This is a genomic window from Kocuria rhizosphaericola, assembly GCF_044462205.1.
GTDB classification, from domain to species: domain Bacteria; phylum Actinomycetota; class Actinomycetes; order Actinomycetales; family Micrococcaceae; genus Kocuria; species Kocuria rhizosphaericola.
Map to the genome: position 1 here is coordinate 1 of NZ_JBISWK010000115.1, position 16,503 is coordinate 16,503.

Consider the following 16,503-nt stretch of genomic DNA (forward strand, 5'->3'; position numbering starts at 1 on the left):
TTCAGCAGCCGTGGAGGCGGGCGGGGGTTCAGCGCTCGAGGGTCCAGCGCGGGGGAACCCCGTAGGCCTCGCGGTAGGCGCCGGCGAAGCGGCCCGGGTGGGGGAAGCCCCATCTGATCGCGATCGCTCTGACCGTGTCCCCGGTCGTGGGATCACCATGGAGGAGGTCTTCGTGGGCGCCGGCCAGCCGCACCCGCCGGAGGTACTGGGCCGGGGTGAGGCCCAGGGGGTGGTTGGCCCGGAAGGCCCGCACCAGGGCGGTCGTGGTGGTGTTCGCGGCGAGGGCGGCGTCCTCGACGGTGATGGGCCGTTGGGCGTTGTCGTCGAGGAACGCCACGGCGATCCGGTAGCGGCGGGCCTGGGCGGCCATCGACAGTGACCGGGTTTCACGGTCCCCGGTCAGCGGGAAGCACTCCAGCATGCCCACCGCCAGACGACGGGTGAGGTCCGTACGCACCAACGGTTCCTCCAGGAGTGCGGCGGCCGCGGCCTCGGCGGCCCAGCCGACCAGCCCGGACCAGTAGTGTCCCAGGGCCGGGCTGGCCGGGCGGGAGGAGACGAAGGCCACCGGGGTGTGCTCGAGGCCGTAGACCGTGTCGGCTACCTCCTGCAGTACGGCCGCGGTGAGGTAGATGTTGGTGGCCTCCAAGGCCCTGGCCACGACCAGGGCCGGGTGTCCGGGACGGAACAGGACCGGGTGCCCCAGCCCGGAGCCCTGGTCGTCGGAGGTCGACCAGTCGTAGCGGGCCCCGCGCACCTGGGCCACCCCGAAGACCTCGGTGTCGCCCCAGGTGGAGAATTCACCACCCATGGACAGCCGGGCCACGCTCACGTGCTCGTTCCCGTCCCGGGTCTCCCGGTAGGAGAAACCGGGCCCGGCCGGGTCGAAGGAGAACCGCACCCCCAGCTGGGCGAACAGCTCCGTCACGGCCTCCGGCTCGCTGGCGGTGGCCTCGTGGTGGATCGGCCGGCTCATCGGCTTGCCCCCTCCTCGGCCCGTCCCGCAGTGTTGTCGGTCTTCCCGCGGGCAGCGCGTGCTCTCCCGCCCCCGGGCCGTGATCACCGGCAGCGGTGACGGCCACTGCGCCGGGAACCCCCTCCGGGAGCACGCCGGTGGATATGTTCGTGCCAGTCTAGGCGCGCACCAGCCCCCAGCAGGGGCCTCAGCAGTCAGCGGAGCGTCACCGATGCCCCGCTGACAAGGCCCAACCGGGCCCCCCTTCAGGGCGGGGGCAGGTGCGGAGGCGCGTTCAGGTGTGCAGGGTGGCCGAGGGCGCCTGCCCGTAGCGGTCGCGGTAGGCGGCGGCGAACCGCCCCGGATGGGCGAATCCCCAGCGGGCGGCGATCACCGCCACGCTCACCCCCGCAGTGGGATCGGCGGCCACCAGATCGGCGTGGGCGGCCTCCAGCCGCCTCATCCGCAGATACCCCAGCGGCGTGGTCCCCTGCTCACGCCGGAAGGCCGCTGGCAGCCCCCGGGGGCTCATCCGGGCGGCTGCGGCGATCTCAGCGATCCCGATCGGCTCGCCCAGGTGGGCCTCGATGAACGCCACCGCCCGCCGCACCCCCCGGGAACCGGGCCGGGGCTCTGGGACGGGGGCCCGGTGGCGCTCCACGAACGAGTTCGGGAAGGTGTGCAGCAGGGCGGTGACCAGAGACCGGGTCATCTCTGCTTGCAGCAACGGGTTGATCATGACCTCGTCACCAGACTGCAAGCTCCGGGACAGATGGGTGACGCCGACCGACCAGTACCGGCCCAGGGCCGGACTCACCGGGCCGGCTCCGGTGAACTCCAGGCGCAACGTCTCGGACCCCGACAGGGCCCGGGCCTGGTCCTGGACCACCGCAGCGTCCAGGGACAGCGACAGGATGTCCAGACCCTCCCACCAGCTCAGATACGGACCCCGGGGCAACAAGAACGGGCCCTGGCACGCCAGGACGTCCCGGCCACTGGAAACGTTGACCGACCCTCCCAGCACCTGCCCGACCCGCAGCACCCCGGGATGCTCCCCGACCCCGCCCGCCGGAGCCCCTTGCCAGCACACCCGTTCCAGGCTCACCGGCCCGACCCCGGCCGTGGACACGCGCATGGCGAAATCCTCGTCCGATCCCCGGCGCGCCCCCTGGACGGCATAGACCTGCTCCAGCACAGCCAGGCCCTCAGCCCGGTCGCGGGTGTCAAACGCCGACCGCTGCACCTTTTCCACCATGCCCAAGACGCTACGTCCCACCAGCGGTTCCGTCGACGCCCTGCCCCCAGCATGAGGAACCCCCACGACCGGCTCATTGCCAAGGAAGCGACATCACCTCTCTCCCGTGATGCGGCCGCCGCACGACCCAATGAACTCCTACTGCAACATCGCCCTCGTGAAAGTGGCCGGTAGCCGGCCATATGTAAAACGGAGTGTCTGCAACGCCCGTGCTGGCCGTGACCTTAGGTGCCTGCCGTATTCCTGGGATCCGCCCCTGGAGCAAGCCAGGACAGATGACACCTGATGGTGCGGCAACCCCGGGTACTGGCAGTAGTCACGGGTTGTCCCCGGCCGGCCTGTCGGTCATCACCACGCTCATCGCCTCTTGGCACCGACGGAACGGCGGGGCAGGATGAGCGCAACGAACCGCCACCACCGGAACCCACCGGGCTCCGATGTCGAGGAGCCGCGATGAGCCCGGAACCGGAAGGACACCACGAGCCACCGCAGGTCAGCGAGGAGTCCTTGCCACCAACCCCGGAGCGATTCACCCAGCCGCGCGCTGCGCTGGACTGTGCCAGCGCCCCCCGCGCGTGGGATCTGCAGCCCGGCGACGCCCTCCACGGGCGGACCATCACCTCCGTCCGCGGGGAGGTCGGCTTGGGCTCCAACCCGGTGGCTGTTTTCTCGCTGATGGGAGACCACCCCGCCCACCCGGTCCAGACCCGCATCGGGGCAGCCCGCCCCGACACGGAGTACGGTTGCGACGACGTCTGGCGGGCCGCCCGGGCCTGGGTACGGAACCACCACCTGAACGAAGGCGACGCCGTGGATCTGGACCGACTGCGCACCGACGTGGTGAGCGGTTTCACCTGCCCCGGGGTGGCCCCCTGCCCCCGCGCAACCTCCCGCACCGCAGACACGGGCTCCCCAACCCCGAGGTAGTGGTCCCTCGCAGACGACAGCAGAGCCCCGCCCACCCAGGCCCTGGTCGGCACCCTCCCCAGGGACGGGGTCACCGAGTCGGTGACCCGCTCCAGCTCCATCTGTGCCACGCCGGCCATGACGACGCAGGCCAGAGTGACGGCATCTGCGCGCATGGTCCACAGGGGTTCCAGCTGCGAAGGGGCGAGGCGGGGCGGGGCGGGTGTGAAGAGGGCGTCAAGATTCGTGCCGGTGGCATTAGCCCAGCGTTAAGAACCGTCCTGGTGGTGGGGGTTCGGGCGTGAACTGTTCAGTAGCGCCGGGGGTGGTCCTCGGCGCCGTGGCGGGCAACGCGATCATGGGCAGGGGGCGGCGCGGTGTTCCGGACGGCTGGTTCTCCCCAAGTGGTCCCCGGGAAGTCTCCGAAGATTCCTGGACGGATGAAGAAGGCGTTCCTGGACAATCCGGTCCGACTGGTTCCGGTGGGGTTCCTGGCCACGATCATGGTGGGCTCGGTGCTGCTGATGCTGCCGATCTCCCGGGCCGACCACGAGGCGGCGGTGTTCATGCCGGCGCTGTTCACCGCTTTCTCGGCGGTGTGCGTGACCGGGCTGATCACCGTGGACACCCCGACGTTCTGGACCCCCTTCGGGCAAGTGGTGATCCTGGGCCTGATCCAGGTCGGCGGGTTCGGGATCATGACCCTGGCGACGCTGCTGGCCCTGGTGGTGCGCAAGCGTCTGGGTCTGTGGACCCAGCTGGTCGCCGCCTCGGAGACGCACACCGTGAACCTGGGCGATGTGCGCCGGGTGCTGCTGCGGGTCGCCCAGATCATGCTCACCGTCGAAGCGGTGGTGGCGACGGTCCTGACGCTGCGGTTCTGGATCGCCTACGACCACGAGCCCGGCCCGGCGCTGTGGCACGGGGTGTTCCACGCGATCTCGGCGTTCAACAACGCGGGGTTCTCGGTGTTCAGCGACAGCCTCATCGGTTTCGTCGACGACCCCTGGATCATCATCCCGATCTGCGCCGCGGTGATCATCGGCGGTCTGGGGTTCCCGGTGATCATCGAATTGCTGCGGGACTCCACGATGAAGAAGGCCTGGACGGTGCATGTGCGGTTGACCGTCTACGGCACGCTGCTGTTGCTGGTGGTGGGGTTCGTGGTCCTGGCTGCCTTCGAGTGGGACCGCCCCGAAACCCTCGGTGACCTGCCGGTGGGCGGCAAGGTCCTGGGTGCTCTGGGGTTGAGCGTGTTCCCCCGTACGGCCGGGTTCAACAGCATCGACTACGGGGCGGCCTCCTCGGAGTCGCTGCTGGTGACCAATGTGCTGATGTTCATCGGCGGCGGCAGCGCCGGCACCGCCGGCGGCATCAAGATCACCACCTTCCTGGTGCTGGCCTACGCGATCTGGAACGAGGTCCGCGGCCACGCCCAGGTCACCATCGGGCCGCGCTCGATCAGTTCCTCCGTGCAACGCCAGGCGCTGTCCGTGGCGCTGCTCGGTGTCGCCGCGGTCGTCCTGGGCACGGTGGCGCTGCTCGTGCTGACCGACCACGGCCTGGAGACCGCCTTGTTCGAGTGCGCCTCCGCCTTCGCCACCGTGGGGTTGTCCATGGGCATCACCGGGGACCTGCCCGCCAGTGCCGAGCTGGTGCTGATCGCCTTGATGTTCATGGGGCGCGTGGGGACCATCACCATCGCCGCGTCCCTGGCCCTGCGCACCCAGCGCCGTCTCTTCCGGGTGCCCGAAGAGCGCCCCATCATCGGGTGACCGGACCTGCTCCCCGCACGGCCGGCAGCTCGCCTCAGGAGATCACGGGGAACCGCCAGAGCTCGGTGGATGCACAGAAAAGATTTGGGGCCAGCCGCGCGGGGCAGGTGACCGGTGTGGCCGGGCCGGTGCCCGGTGGCTACGCTCGCTTCCGGGCCCTGGCAACGTTTCACTGCTACCTGGTCCCATCTGGAGGAGGACACCGTGGTCACAGGCAGCCACACCCCGCACCCCAGCACCAGGCACGCCGCCGACGAGCCCGGGGGTGGGCTGATCCGGCATGCCCGGGTGGTGGTGGCCGTATCGGGAGGCGCGGAGTCCGAGGGGCTGATCGAGCGCGGGCTGCTAACCGCGGTACGGATGCCCGGGGCCGAGCTGATGGCCGTGCACGTGGCCGGGGACGCCCGCCGGGGCGACCTCGAGGGCGGTGCTGAGCTGCTGACCCGTTGGCGACCGATGGTGGAGGCCGGCGGGGGCACCTGGCACACGGTGCTGGGCGAGGACGTGGCCGATGCCCTGGTGGGCTTCGCCCGCAGCGTCCAGGCCACCCACGTGGTGATCGGCACCGCGCGAGGCCGACACCTGGACGGATTCCTGCGTCCGGGCATCCCGACCCGGCTCCTGGACGCCTCTGATGACTTGGATGTGCTCCTGGTACCGCACGCCGCCGGCCGATCACGCACGATCCGGCGTCAACGTTTCGCCCCCTTGGGGCTCGCCCGTCGTGCGTCCGGCTGGGCCCTGGCCCTGCTCGGGCCGATCGCCCTGACCGCAGGATTCCTCCAGGCCGGCACCGGGACAGACACGATCACCCTGGATTTCCTGTCCCACCTCACAGTGGTGGTGTTCGTGGCGATCCTGGGCGGGTGGTGGCCGGCAGTGACGGCCGCGCTGCTGAGCACGATGCTGCTCAACTGGTTCTTCACCCCGCCCACCGGGCAATGGATCATCCACGAACCGCTCAACGTCGTGGCCCTGGGACTGTTCCTGCTGGTGGCCGCCGGAGTCGCCCGGGTCGTGGACATCGAGGCGAGGCGCACCACCGAGGCCGGACGCGCCCGCCACCAGGCGGCCACCCTGTTCGAACTGGCCGGCGGAGTGATCCGGGAGGGCCTGAGCGTGCCGGCGCTGCTGGAGCGCCTGCGCCGCACCTACGACCTGCAGGCCGTCGCCCTGACCGCCCACGTCCCCACCCCGACGGACCCGCAGGCGTGGACCGTCCTTGCTGGCTCCGGGGAACCGGTTCCGGAACCGGGCACCTGTGACAACACCGTCGTCGTCGACGACCACCACCTCCTGCTGATCAACGGCTTCCCCCAGGAGGCCTCGGACCAGGGTGTGCTGGAGGCCTTCGCCGGGAGGATCGCGGCCGTACTGCAGCAGCAGGAACTCACCGAGGCCCGCCTGGCCGCCCAGGAACTGGCGGCCGGCAACGCGATGCGCACCGCGCTGCTGGCGGCCGTCTCCCACGACCTGCGCACGCCGCTGGCCGGGATCAAGGCCTCGGTCTCGAGCCTGCGAATGGAGGACGTGGTGCTCAGTGCGGAGGACACCGCCGAGCTGCTGGCCACCATCGAGGAATCCGCCGACCAGCTGACCGAGCGGATCGAGGACCTGCTGGACATGAGCCGTATCCAGGCCGGTGACCTTCTGGTGCACCGCACTGCTCTGGAGCTCGAGGACCTCGCCGCGGCCGCGGTGCACAGCCTCGGCGCCACCGGTGAGCCCCGGGTGCATCTGGAGATCCCGGCCGGTTGCCCGCCGGTGGCCGGGGACCACGGGCTGCTCGTGCGCGTGATCGCCAATCTCGTGGAGAACGCCCTGAAGCACAGCCGCAACGGCCCCGTGCTGATCCGGGCCGTGCCCGGGACCGACGCGGTGGACCTGCACGTGATCGATCACGGCCCCGGCGTGCCGGATACGGACAAGGAGACGATCTTCCGCCCTTTCCAACGTCTGGGAGACCGTGACACCACCACCGGGGTCGGGCTGGGCCTGGCCGTGGCCCGCGGACTGGCCGAGGGCATGGGCGGGCGCGTGCACGCCACAGACACCCCCGGTGGGGGGCTGACCATGGTCCTCACCCTCCCCGCCGCACCCACCGGCCGCGGCGCCGAGGCGGAGGGCACCCTCGTCCACGACCCCGGCGGCGGCGTGGACGACGAGTCGGACCAGGAGGTGCCGACGTGAGCCCCAGCGTGCTTGTCGTCGAGGACGACCCCCAGATCGCCCGGGCCCTGCTGGTGAACCTCAAGGCCCGCGGCTACCGCACCCACCGGGCCGCCACCGGCCACCACGCCCTGCAACTGGCCGCTGACGAGCACCCCGACGTGGTGCTGCTGGACCTGGGACTGCCCGATCTGGAGGGCCGTGAGGTCATCGACGGGATCCGGGGCTGGTCCACGGTGCCGATCATCGTGGTTTCCGCCCGGGGCGAGTCCCACAGCAAGGTCGATGCCCTGGACCGCGGGGCCGATGACTACATCACCAAGCCCTTCGCCATGGACGAACTCCTCGCCCGCCTGCGCGCGGCCCTGCGCCGAGCCCACCCCGATCCGGGCCAGGCCCAGGTGGAGACCACCGACGGGCGGGTGCGCATCGACCTGGCCACCCGCACCGTCACCGTCATCGGTGAACCCGTCCGGCTGACCAAGCTCGAGTGGCGCCTGCTGGAGGTTCTCGCCCGCAATCCGCACCGGCTGATCGGACGCACCGAGCTGCTCACCACCGTGTGGGGACCCGAGTACGGGGAGGAAACCAACTACCTGCGCGTCTACATGTCCCAGCTCCGCGCCAAGCTCGAGCCCGACCCCTCCCACCCCCGGTACTTCCGCACCGAACTCGGCATGGGTTACCGCTTCACCCCCTGACCGCACCCGCCCGACACCGGTCACGACGACGCCGACCCTGTTAGAGCTGCATTAAGAAACGCCCCACTCATCCGAGGCGGGTGTGTACTGGCAGCAGGCCCTGGGGCCCGACCAGCGGCCACGGGCGAAAGGACACGGCGTGGAACAACTCCCTGCATGCCACCATCCGTATCCGCCCGGCACCCCGCAGCCGGGCGTCGTCTCCACGGCCACGAGTGGCACCGCCGACGGGGCACGATCGGAGCACTGCCATGGATAGCATGGCGACACCCGAGCGAGCCGGAGTGGTGCTGCGCCATCCGGAGCGCCCCATTCCTTCCCGGCGGCGCCTGTTGGTGTCGACGGCCCCGGCGATGGTCGCCCTCGTCCTCACCGGGCTGATCACGATCTGGTGGGCCGGACGGAGCGACAGCGGCCCGCAGTGGTTTGCCCTGGCCTGGATTTCGATCATGGGAATTGCCTGGCTCGTCCTGAGCACCACCCGGGCCCCACGACCGCTCCTGGCACACACTGGCCAAGGCGTCGACATCGCGGCCGCCCGGAACACAGCGCTGCGGGCACATCGATTGCCCAGCTCATCCTCGATGCGCATCGGCGCAGCGGTCCGCTCCTGCGCCCAGCTCGAGAACATGGCATTGCTGGCAACAGCCGGGGCGACCGCCGTGGCCGGGGCCATGCTGCGCCCCGGTCTGCCGTGGCTGCCCGTCCTCACCACCGTGGGCGTGCTCACCGCCACCGCACTTCTCCCGGCCGGGCGATCCTGGGCGTATCTGCGACTGCACGAACACCACGCCCACCGACCTGTTTACTGATCCCGCGCTCAAGGGCCCGAAGTACCGCGTCACACCGCGGAAGTGAAGCAAATCCGGCCGAATAGAATTTGGGGCGAATAGGGCAATGCCCGCGCCTCAGTGACCGGTAGCGGGCCTTATGTCAGGTCAAGCACGGCATATTAGCGGTTTCCGCACATCATGAGGTTTCGGGTAATCCCTCCAGTGCTCCCCCGAGGTGCTCCTCGCCTGGGCCGATTCCGCGTAAGCACCACAGGGCGCCGGGTCGTGCATGGTGTGGAGAAATCTTAGTCCATTTATCTTCTGACGTCGGCATTCACTGGCGGTGATTGCGCTGCACGCAATCTGTGTGCGAGTACCGCAATCGGATTCAGGAGCCTGAGAACGGTGCCATGAACCACGACTGCGAGAACGTGCGGTTCGCTCCCGTCGACGGGCATGCCCCCTGGTCCTGAGGCGCTCCTGGCCAGTCCCTTGGACGGACGGGTTTCTCAGCAGTCGGCGAAGGACTTCTCGCCGATGTCGATCTGGGCCCGGCGCAATGTCGCGCTGAGCCTCGCGGACTTCTCTTCAGGCGCCAACAGTCCCGTTGACCTGCGATCACCGAAGAACCGGATAACGCGTTTCCTCATCAATGGGATTTGGGGTCTCCCGGCACATACTGTCTACGGGCTGACCAGCGACTGTGCAGCCGCGCCCTCGGACCTCGCCTCGCCCGCCCCGCGGACAAGCCAGATCCGGCCACCTATCCGTGCATCAGCCCCCAACCTCGGCGTCACGACTGAATCTGGTCGAGGTGTGGTTCGGCATCATGGGACGCCATACCCTGCACAGGACCGGCGTCGTCTCGGTGCCCGAGCTCAACGCTGAGATCCGAGCCTTCGTCACCGGATGGGACGACCGCTGTCATCCCTTCGTGTGGACCAAAAGCAGCACCAAGATCCACATGAAAGCCAACCGCCCAACGACTTCAAGGACGGGCCGCTAGCCTAGAGTGGCGGTGAAACCGGAATTCCAGCCGGGACCGGCTCGCCGCCCCGGCACACCAGGAGACGACCATGAGCACCCCGCGCCTCTCGCCCGGCGACAGCCGCTCCCTGCGCTCGAGGGGGTGCTGATCGTGACCATCGAGGCGCGCATCCAGGCTCGCTACGCGGACCTTTCCCCCCAGGAGAGGCGGGCGGCGGACCTGATTCTCGACCGTCTCGACGATCTCGCCCTGTACAGCTCTGCGGAGCTGGCTGAGATGAGCGGGGTGTCTCCGGCGACCCTGTCCCGCTTCTACCGGCGCTTGGGCTTCGAGTCCTTCACTGAGGTCAAGGAAATGGCGCGCAACCTGCGGGATCAAGGCGTCCCGGTTGGACCGGACACCGACCCGGAACGGGCTCAGCATTTGGACCAAGAGATGAAGAATCTCCGGCGGGTCTTCGAGGGCGCAGAGGACCGGCTCTCCCAGATGGTGAGCTCGATCGCGCAAGCTTCCACGGTGCTCGTGGTGGGTCTGCGCAATAGCTACCCGGTGGCCCTCCACCTGAAGCAGCAGCTCCAGCAGGCGCGCCCCCGGATCCGCCTCGCACCATTACCTGGCCAGACGCTCAGCGAGGAGCTCGTGGACCTTGGCCGGGGGGACGTCGTAGTGCTGGTGGGCTTTCGCCGCCGTCCGCGCGGATTCGGAACACTCGTGGAGGTGTGTGCCGCCACCGGAGCGCAGGTGCTGCTGCTGGCCGACGGCACAGCTCGTCGGTATGCGGCCTCCGCGGACCTGTGGCTGGAGTGCCCCCTGGACAGCACTGGACCGTTCGATTCGTACGCTACGGCCATGAGTGTGGTCGCAGCACTGGCGGACGGGGTGCTCGCCGCGGCGGGGCAAGCGGGACGGCAACGGGTGAACCGCACCGCCGAGCTCTACGATCGGTTGGACGAGCTCGATCTCCGGTGACTCGCCCTCGGCTCGGTCACTGTTGGAGCGAAGCACTTGCCCTCTCGAATCGCTGAGGGCCGAGGACCGGGCAATTTGTCGGCCGGCCTGTAACGAGCAGCGCGGCGGAGAGTCCGGAGTGTATGGGGGCTTAGGCGTTGTGGAACGGTTGTGCGGGCTGGGACGATGACTGGTCGGGGCGAGACTGGTCGCCGACCTGGTGAAGCTTGATGAGATTGGTAGATCCTGGCACGCCGGGAGGGGAACCGGCTGCCATGACCACCAGGTCCGTAGGTGCGGCCAGTTCCTTACCTAAGAGCATGGCGTCGATGTGGGCAGTCATGGCATCGGTGTGTGCAGGAGTCGGATCGAGCATGGGATGGACACCCCATGCAAGGGTCAGCTGATTGCGCACATCCTGGGCGGGGGTGAAGGCGTAGACCGGTCGGATGGGACGTAGTCGGGAGAGCCTGCGGGCGGAGTCGCCGGTTTGAGTGAATGTGCAGATGGAGTGTGCCTGGAGGTGGTTGGCGACCTCTACCGCGCCCAGCGTAATGGCCCCGCCGCGGGTTTGAGGCGTGCTGCCTAAAGATGGGATGCGCTCCAGTCCATGGGCTTCGGTGGAGGTAATGATGCGGGCCATCGTCTGTACCGCGTCCATCGGATAGGCGCCCACGCTGGTCTCCCCAGAAAGCATGACCGCATCTGCGCCGTCGAGGACCGCGTTGGCGCAATCGGAAGCCTCTGCGCGGGTGGGCCGGGGGCTGTCGATCATGGATTCAAGGACCTGGGTGGCCACGATGACCGGTTTGGCCCAGCGCCGGGCCAGCTCGATGGCGCGTTTTTGTACTACAGGCACTTGTTCCAGCGGCAGTTCCACGCCCAGGTCGCCGCGGGCGACCATGAGGGCGTCGAAGGCATCAATGATGTCTTCGAGGGCGTCCACGGCCTGAGGCTTTTCGATCTTCGCGATTACTGGAACTCGTCGGCCTTCTTCGTCCATGATTTCGTGGACCCGCCCGATGTCGGAGGCGTCGCGAACGAAGGACAGTGCGATGAAGTCGGCGCCCCGGCGCAGCGCCCAGCGCAGGTCCTGCTCGTCCTTGTTCGACAGTGCAGGAATATTGACCGGTACGCCTGGCAGGTTGATTCCCTTGTTGTTCGACACCGCCCCTGCGACCGTCACCTCGGTGACGACTTCGTGCTCGGTGACGTCGGTGGCCCGCAGGGCGACTTTGCCGTCGTCAATCAGCAGCGCATCCCCGACGTGGACATCCTGGGGCAGGCCTGTGAAGGTGGTGGAGCAGATGTCGCGGGTGCCTTCGACGTCCCGAACGGTGATCGTGAACCTGTCGCCGACGGCCAGGTGGTGGGGGCCGTCGATGAAGCGTCCCAGACGGATTTTTGGTCCCTGCAGGTCCGCCATGATGCCCACGTCGCGGCCCAGTTCGGCGGCGGCTGTGCGGATGTTGAGGTAGGTGGTGTCGTGAACCTGGTGGTCGCCATGGCTCATGTTCAGGCGCGCCACATCGACCCCTGCCTCCAACAGGGCCCGGGTCTGGGCGTAGCTGGCAACGGCCGGGCCAAAGGTAGCAACGATCTTCGCTCGTCTCATCGGAATTCCTGTCATTGGTGCGATGGGTGGCGGGGTAGCTGGCTTGGCTGATGAGCGTGATCTTCCCTGATCCTCCTGTCAGGGCATGCGATGCCGATGGGCCGGAGGCCTCGGCGCCGGCGAGACGGTCGGACGGGCACCTCTATGGTGGCGAGGAGGCTCCTCGCCGACCTCGATCACGCCTGCGGGGCGTCGTGAGGGAACAAGGTGCTGGGTGTTGAGGAGATCGGAGCTAACTGCGAGCACTGAAGCTGCTCGTCATTGCATAGAGCTCTCGGATTGGTTCCGTTCAGACTTCCAGCCGTTGCCTGAGGATCTTGACGTGGCCTTCGGCCTGGACGTTGTATTCGGTGGAGATGAGAGTGCCGTCCTCATCGATGACGAAGGTGGAGCGCAACGGGCCGATCCGGGTTTCCCCGTCGATCGTCTTCTCGCCCCATGCGCCCCACGCCTGGGCGGCCTGCCCGTCAGGGTCGGAGAGCAGGCGATAGGGAAGGTGGTACTCCTGCGCGAAGCGGTGCAGGGTTTTGGGATCGTCCCCCGAGACACCGAGCACGGTGTACCCCAGGTGCTGGAGCGAGGCCAGATTGTCTCGGAAGTCGCAGGCCTCGGAGGTGCAGCCGGGGGTGAAGGCCTTCGGGTAGAAGTAGACGATCACCTTCCGGCCACGCAAGTCGGCGATCCGCACCTGATTCCCCTCGTGGTCGATGAGCGTGAGGTCCGGTGCGGTGGCGCCGGTGAGGATCTGCTGGGTCATGGGCTCTCCTGATGTGGTGGATCGTCGAAGCGAGCCGGCACGTTCGTCCGCTCCGGCTTCTGAAAGACCTGGTTATGGGTGGCGTCGAGCAGCGACGCGGCCTACCACCGCGCCGACGCAGGCCGAAGACACCGCGAGCACCCACAGCGGGGTGATTCGGCGGTGCCGGTGCAACGGACGGCTGAGGTCGGGGTCGCAGTCGATGGCGGTGTAGTCGAAGAAAGACGCGGGTGCAGTCGACGGCGAGGTGTGGTTCACGGGGCCCCCTAGGTTCACGGTATGAAATAAATATTTCATACCGTGAAATCTACTAAACCTCGTGCGCGGGGTCAAGAGAGTCCCTGCAAAATCGGAGAACGCCCTCGAAGGGATGCAGGGCAACTGGGTCGGCGGGCTGCGGCTACCTTCCGGGCGGGGCCCGCAGGGGGCACAGCCAGCGGCTTGATTTCCGTGTCGGGCTGTTCGCCGTGTGGCCGTGAGAACCATCCCGGATGTCCCCGTGAACCAGGTGACTTCACCCCCCTGCCGCCATGTCCGGGTGGTCCGGTACGACCGGGCAGCGGGGGCGGTGCGGTTGTGCTGGTTGCCACCGAGGGAGTCAACCGAGGGAGTCAAGGGAGCCTTTGGTGATGAACTTGTCGATGAGATTCCAGGTTCTTGGCTATGGCCGAGTGTGCCATTGCGGGTGGTGGCTATCCGGATGTTCCTGCTGGGCAACAGGGCATCAGCTGGTGTGTCCGCTCGGCATGGCGTCGAGATGTCGGTGTTGAGCTGGAGCCGGCCGACGCTTGCTTCCAGGGCAGTGGTCCCGGAGCTGCGGAGCTCAGGACATTTCCACTGTTGTTCCTGGTCTCGAGACAAGCCCGTCATCCCCTCCCGACGAACGGCATGCCCGAGGCCGTGAGCACCAGCGAGTTGACGGTGGCCGACGCCGGGAGCTCGGCCATCATCAGCACCGCCCGCCCCACATCCTCGACCGGGAAGCTCGGCTCGGGCCGCAGCGTCCCGTCGGCCTGCAGCGCACCGCTGTCCGTGCCCAGTCCCGCCAGCAGCTCCGTGGCCGCGTTGCCGATGTCGATCTGCCCGCAGCTGATGCCGTGGGGACGTCCGTCCAGGTGCAGGGACCGGGTGAGGCCCGTGACCGCGTGCTTGCTCGTGGTGTAGGCCACGGACAGCGGCCGCGGCGCGTGCGCGGAGACCGAGCCGTTGTTGATGATGCGCCCGCCGCGCGGGTGCTGCTCCTTCATGATCCGGAAAGCCTGCGCGGAGCACAGGAACGTGCCCGTGAGGTTCACCTGGAGGGTGCGCTGCCAGTCGGCCGGGTCGATCTGGTCCACCTCGCCACGCGGACCGAAGGTGCCCGCGTTGTTGAACAGGACGTCGATCCGCCCGGTGAGCCGCTCGACGTCGCGGAACGCCGCGGACACACTGTCCGGGTCGGCAACGTCCACGCACACGACGTGCGCCCCGGCAGCACCGGCCGCGCTCTCCTCGAGCGCGTGGCGACGGCGTCCGGCGAGCACCACCACCCAACCGGCCGCCAGGAAGGCACGGGCGACAGCCCGGCCGATCCCCGAACCGGCGCCGGTCACCACGGCCACCCCGTGCTCCGCATTCTCGTGCACCGACTCCCGTCCCGACCCCTCTGTCGCCGCCTGCATTTTTGCCTCCTTGGTCGTAGCACTCGCACCGGCCCCGGGTCCGTCTTTGACGGTTAAAGTCCGTTCACCCCATTGACATCTGGCTTGTGAGCCAGTTCACTGTACATAGTGAAATGGTTGTTTCATATTACGAAACTATGACGAAGACGCAAGGCACACTCTATGAAGCTCACCGAGTTCAACTCCCTCAGCCGGGAACAGGCCGCCGGCGCGGTCCGCCCGGCCCTCGATGTCCCGCGGTGGCTCGAGGCCGTGGTCGACGCCCGGCCCTACTGGCACCATGCGGCCCTCCTCGAAGCCGCGCGCACGGCCGCGGATCCGTTCACGCCCGAGGAGATCGAGCAGGCCCTGTCCCACCACCCGAGGATCGGTGAGCGCGCCGAGGGGTCAGCCCGGGAGGCGGAGCTCTCCCGTGCAGAGCAGTCTGCGGTGGATCCTGCGGACGAAAACGTCCAGGGCCGCCTGCGGGAGGGCAACGCCGTCTACGAGCAGAGGTTCGGGCGCGTCTTCCTCGTCCGGGCCGCCGGCCGCACCCCGCACGAGATCCTTGAGAATCTCTCCGCCCGCCTGACCAACGACCCCGAGACGGAACAGGCCGTGGTCGCCGAGCAGCTGCGCCAAATCGCTCTCCTCCGACTCGAAGGACTCGTCACCCCATGAGCTTCGTCACCGCCCATGTCCTCGACGCCGTCGCCGGCGCTCCCGCCCGGGACCTCACCGTGGTCCTCGAGACCGCCGACGGCACCCACCTTGCGACCGCCAGCACGAACGCCGACGGACGCGTGCCCGATCTGGGCCCACAGACCCTGGAATCCGGCGACTACCGGATCACCTTCCGCACGGGAGAGTACTTCGCCGGCCGCAACCAGCCGACGTTCTACCCGCTCGTGACGGTGACCTTCACGGTGCAGGCCGAGGAGGGGCACTACCACGTGCCCCTGCTGCTGAGCCCGTTCGCCTTTTCCACCTACCGGGGCAGTTGACCCAGGAGTTGGCGGGTCCGCCCGCCTTCGACCGCCCCACCAGTAGAGAACGCCTTCCTGAAGGAGCTTTCGTCATGACCGACGTCATCACCGACGCCACCACCGGAACGGACACCGTCGTCCTGGGCAGCAACCAGTACGGCAAGGCCGAGAACCACGTCGTGCGCGTCAACCGGGACACCGACCGGCACGAGATCCGCGACCTGGTCGTCACCTCGCAGCTGCGTGGCGACCTGGAAGCCGTCCACACCGAGGGCGACAACGCCCACTGCGTGCCCACGGACACCCAGAAGAACACCGTCTTCGCCTTCGCCCAGAAGCACGGGATCACCTCCCCCGAGGCGTTCCTGCTCACACTCTCCGAGCACTTCACCGGAGAGTTCGACTGGATCACCGGCGGCCGCTGGGCCGCCGAGGAGCACGCGTGGAAGCGCATCGACGACCACGACCACTGCTTCGTGCAGCACAAGGACGAGGTGCGCACCGCCGTGGTCGTCGCCGACGGCGACTCGCAGACCGTCATCTCCGGGTTCAAGGACCTCACGGTCCTGAAGACCACGCAGTCCGGGTTCACCGGGTACCCGAAGGACCGGTACACGACGCTGCCCGAGACGGAGGACCGGATCATGTCCACCGACATCGCGACGCGCTGGCGCTACAACACCACCGACGTGGACTTCGACGCCGTCCACGAGGACGTCAGGCGCATCATCCTCACGAAGTTCACCGACCACTACTCCAGGGCCCTGCAGGAGACCCTCTACCTCATGGGCCGGGCCGTCATCGAGGCCCACCCGGAGATCGACGAGATCAAGTTCTCCTGCCCCAACAAGCACCACTTCGTCTACGACCTCGGCTTCTGCGACCTGCCGAACGACAAGGAGACCCACTGGGCGGCCGACCGGCCCTACGGCCTCATCGAGGCCACGATCCTGCGCAAGGGCGCTCCGGAGAATGAGCACGCCTGGATGGGCATCGCCGGCTTCTGCTGAGCCCTGCACCACCCGGGGGGTCCGC

13 protein-coding genes are annotated in these 16,503 nt (G+C 68.3%); 8 read left to right on the plus strand and 5 right to left on the minus strand.

The window, feature by feature from the left end; translation table 11 throughout:
* Nucleotides 1-28: 28 nt before the first annotated feature.
* Both ACH9D2_RS11565 and ACH9D2_RS11570 read right to left on the minus strand, forming a co-directional pair.
* Nucleotides 29-976: a helix-turn-helix domain-containing protein gene (locus ACH9D2_RS11565; protein ID WP_396361177.1), complete on the minus strand. Its 948-nt coding sequence runs from the start codon at nt 974-976 to the stop codon at nt 29-31.
* A 274-nt stretch (nt 977-1,250) separates the two neighbouring features.
* Complete coding sequence (locus ACH9D2_RS11570; RefSeq protein ID WP_396361176.1) at nt 1,251-2,210, minus strand: helix-turn-helix domain-containing protein; 960 nt, start codon at nt 2,208-2,210, stop codon at nt 1,251-1,253.
* Between the two features lie 1,346 nt (nt 2,211-3,556).
* Here ACH9D2_RS11570 and ACH9D2_RS11575 point away from each other — a divergent pair.
* The 5 genes from ACH9D2_RS11575 (at nt 3,557) to ACH9D2_RS11595 (ending at nt 10,491) form a co-directional block, all read left to right on the plus strand.
* The gene (locus ACH9D2_RS11575; protein ID WP_396362972.1) at nt 3,557-4,891 is read left to right on the plus strand and encodes a potassium transporter TrkG; all 1,335 of its coding nucleotides are present in this window, start codon (nt 3,557-3,559) and stop codon (nt 4,889-4,891) included.
* 204 nt (nt 4,892-5,095) lie between these two features.
* The gene (locus tag ACH9D2_RS11580; protein WP_396362973.1) at nt 5,096-7,081 is read left to right on the plus strand and encodes an ATP-binding protein; all 1,986 of its coding nucleotides are present in this window, start codon (nt 5,096-5,098) and stop codon (nt 7,079-7,081) included.
* Nucleotides 7,078-7,761 (plus strand): response regulator, encoded by a 684-nt coding sequence (locus tag ACH9D2_RS11585; RefSeq protein ID WP_396362974.1) that lies wholly within the window; start codon nt 7,078-7,080, stop codon nt 7,759-7,761. The genes ACH9D2_RS11580 and ACH9D2_RS11585 overlap by 4 nt, the downstream gene beginning before the upstream one ends.
* A gap of 260 nt (nt 7,762-8,021) precedes the next feature.
* Nucleotides 8,022-8,573: a hypothetical protein gene (locus ACH9D2_RS11590; protein ID WP_396362975.1), complete on the plus strand. Its 552-nt coding sequence runs from the start codon at nt 8,022-8,024 to the stop codon at nt 8,571-8,573.
* Between the two features lie 1,090 nt (nt 8,574-9,663).
* The gene (locus ACH9D2_RS11595) at nt 9,664-10,491 is read left to right on the plus strand and encodes a MurR/RpiR family transcriptional regulator (RefSeq protein ID WP_396362976.1); all 828 of its coding nucleotides are present in this window, start codon (nt 9,664-9,666) and stop codon (nt 10,489-10,491) included.
* Between the two features lie 130 nt (nt 10,492-10,621).
* On the opposite strand, the gene pyk is transcribed toward ACH9D2_RS11595, so the two are convergent.
* The 3 genes from pyk to ACH9D2_RS11610 all read right to left on the minus strand — a co-directional run bounded on the left by pyk (nt 10,622) and on the right by ACH9D2_RS11610 (nt 14,503).
* Entirely contained in the window at nt 10,622-12,085 is a 1,464-nt protein-coding gene (gene pyk, locus ACH9D2_RS11600; RefSeq protein ID WP_396362977.1) for a pyruvate kinase, read from the minus strand.
* Nucleotides 12,086-12,374: 289 nt separating this feature from the next.
* Complete coding sequence (gene bcp, locus ACH9D2_RS11605) at nt 12,375-12,842, minus strand: thioredoxin-dependent thiol peroxidase (RefSeq protein ID WP_396362978.1); 468 nt, start codon at nt 12,840-12,842, stop codon at nt 12,375-12,377.
* Nucleotides 12,843-13,708: 866 nt separating this feature from the next.
* Nucleotides 13,709-14,503, minus strand: coding sequence for an SDR family oxidoreductase (locus ACH9D2_RS11610; protein WP_396362979.1), 795 nt, complete (start codon nt 14,501-14,503; stop codon nt 13,709-13,711).
* Between the two features lie 162 nt (nt 14,504-14,665).
* On the opposite strand from ACH9D2_RS11610, the gene uraD reads away from it, so the two are divergent.
* From uraD to pucL, 3 genes are all read left to right on the plus strand, one after another.
* Nucleotides 14,666-15,163, plus strand: coding sequence for a 2-oxo-4-hydroxy-4-carboxy-5-ureidoimidazoline decarboxylase (gene uraD, locus ACH9D2_RS11615; RefSeq protein ID WP_396362980.1), 498 nt, complete (start codon nt 14,666-14,668; stop codon nt 15,161-15,163).
* Nucleotides 15,160-15,486: a hydroxyisourate hydrolase gene (gene uraH / locus ACH9D2_RS11620; RefSeq protein WP_396362981.1), complete on the plus strand. Its 327-nt coding sequence runs from the start codon at nt 15,160-15,162 to the stop codon at nt 15,484-15,486. The genes uraD and uraH overlap by 4 nt, the downstream gene beginning before the upstream one ends.
* 74 nt (nt 15,487-15,560) lie before the next feature.
* Nucleotides 15,561-16,478, plus strand: a complete 918-nt coding sequence (gene pucL / locus ACH9D2_RS11625; protein ID WP_396362982.1) for a factor-independent urate hydroxylase — start codon at nt 15,561-15,563, stop codon at nt 16,476-16,478.
* Nucleotides 16,479-16,503 lie beyond the last annotated feature (25 nt).